This is a genomic window from Xenorhabdus khoisanae, from assembly GCF_001037465.1.
GTDB classification, from domain to species: domain Bacteria; phylum Pseudomonadota; class Gammaproteobacteria; order Enterobacterales; family Enterobacteriaceae; genus Xenorhabdus; species Xenorhabdus khoisanae.
In genome coordinates this window covers 1-2,182 of record NZ_LFCV01000266.1, presented here as the reverse complement: position 1 = coordinate 2,182, position 2,182 = coordinate 1, and the positions used below count along the sequence as shown (strand labels likewise).

3 protein-coding genes are annotated in these 2,182 nt (G+C 30.8%); all 3 read right to left on the bottom strand.

Translation table 11 applies throughout. The annotated features are described in order from the left end of the window. A partial coding sequence (locus tag AB204_RS23750) for a hypothetical protein (protein ID WP_235428169.1) occupies positions 1–203 on the bottom strand: 203 nt, incomplete at its 3' end. A gap of 93 nt (positions 204–296) precedes the next feature. Further along, positions 297–506, bottom strand: coding sequence for a protealysin propeptide domain-containing protein (locus AB204_RS20705; protein ID WP_047965267.1), 210 nt, complete (start codon positions 504–506; stop codon positions 297–299). Between the two features lie 284 nt (positions 507–790). Then, positions 791–1,849 (bottom strand): M4 family metallopeptidase, encoded by a 1,059-nt coding sequence (locus tag AB204_RS20700; RefSeq protein WP_047965266.1) that lies wholly within the window; start codon positions 1,847–1,849, stop codon positions 791–793. Between the last annotated feature and the right edge of the window lie 333 nt (positions 1,850–2,182).

Genomic DNA, 2,182 nt, shown 5'->3' with positions numbered 1-2,182 from the left:
AAATAAAGGGCTATTTTTAGCCCTTTATTATCAAGGATTGCGTGTTTCCATTCGTAATCATAATCTGAAATAAATTTTTTTAGTGTTTTATTCTGCAAAATAAAAGATATCAGTTTTAACTGCTTTCTGTATATTTTATAGGATAAAGATAATCTATTTATTCCCAACTCTATAATAAAATTCATAAATATAATGAATGTCAAAGCAATCCTTTAATTAAGTCACTCGCGGCCTTGCGTGCTGGCTTTGGTGCTTAACGTCAAAGAAACACTTCCCGATAGTGAATAATTATTTTATTATTTGGGTAATATTTTGTCATTATATAATGACGAATTATCTTCATTGGCGTGAGGCTTATTTTCTCTGGGTGAATGTTTCATTAATTGATTTACATGATCTAAAGTTTTCAATATAAATTCTTTATCTTCAGTATCACAATTTTTCGCAATACATTCCAATAAATAAGGAGGAATTATATTTTTCTTGTTTATCTGATTGCTATTCATAATAATACCCTATTCTATGTGTTTTTCATGTCTGAGTATATTTAGCCTAGTCATAATATTAGCCAAACTAACCATGTTAGTCACTACTAAAAATGTAAATTTTTTATGGTGTAAGATTAATAAGTAAAATATTTGAAGTGGTGAAGGGTAAAAATGAAGTTTTATTGATGGGGGATAAACTTGAAATATTAATTCTTTGATTCTGAAAATATCAGGAGGAATAAAAAATGATATATAATCAAGGCCTTCCTTAGCCATTTATTCTCACAGAGAAATTGTCAATATCAGAGCAACGTTCCTACTTGCTTCCATGAATGAGTTACAATATCTGAAATTTTTTTACCAAATAATTTTTCTGCATTGTTGATGGTTAATATCGCGAAATCATTAAAGCTTGCTTTATGAGATAAACGTTTATCCAACAATGTCTCGTACCAAATCTTTCCTGCCAATTCCCATGAATAGCCGCCTAACTCGATCGCCAATAAATAGAATGCCTTATTGGGGATACCAGAATATTTATGGACTCCTCCCTGGTCATCTCTAACGGATAGATCTTGATATTGATCCATATGGCCAACTTGGTTGTCTTTTGGATTCGCGCTTCCGGGGTTTTTGAATGAGCGCAAAGCAATGTTGGGATCATTGTTTGGATTAAGTGCATAACCCAATATCCCTTGACCTATTAACCAATCAGATTCGCTTGTCTGTTGATTGTTTGTATACTGCTTTACCATAATGCCGAATACATCTGCGATAGATTCATTTAGTGCGCCAGATTGATAGGCATAATCAAGATTTGCTTCACTTTCAATAACGCCGTGAGTTAATTCATGAGCAGTAATATCAATACAGGAGGTAAAGCGATTAAAATAGGGAGCATAACCATCACCAAAAACCATTTGGTTATTATCCCAAAATGCATTCATATAATTTTTCTGGTAATGCACGCTAGCAACTAGCTTAAGGCCCTTGTTATCAATCGAATTGCGGCCAAAAACGTTTTTATAGAACTCATAAGTCTTACCCAGATACTCATAAGCTTCATTAGCGGATATATCGTCGCTTGTAGCCGTTATTTCATCTAAAATTAGTATTTTTCCTGGATATTGATCATTATATTGAGCATCATAAACCGTTCTATCTAATTTATTATAATTTCCAGGCTGGTATTCATGAGTGAAAATATCCAACTCAGCAGAGCTATTCATTAAATTATAAACATGATTTAATGTTTTTAATATATATGCTTTATCACTTTGACCACAAATTTTTACGACGTATTCCAATAGAGAAGGTGGAATTATACCAGTTTTATTTAATTTAATTTGATGGTTGCGCATAATAATACCCCGCTTTTTAGATATTGTGTTTATTTTAATCCCTGGGATCCTTAATTAAGTATTAATCTAAATGGTGGTATTCGCTACTAATGAGAAAGGTTTTTGTTGTATTTGATAATGTTAATTTATAAATATAATAAAGGATTATCCTTAATCCTTTATTATTTATTTTAGTGTTATCTTCAGGTTACTTCTTTTAACATAAATTGATATTGTATTAATATTGAGTTAATCATTTTCAGGAAGTAAAATACCAACCTCTTACAAAGAGTTACTAACAATATCTGAAATTTCATTATCAAATAATTATTCAGCATTTTCAATTGTCAGTTT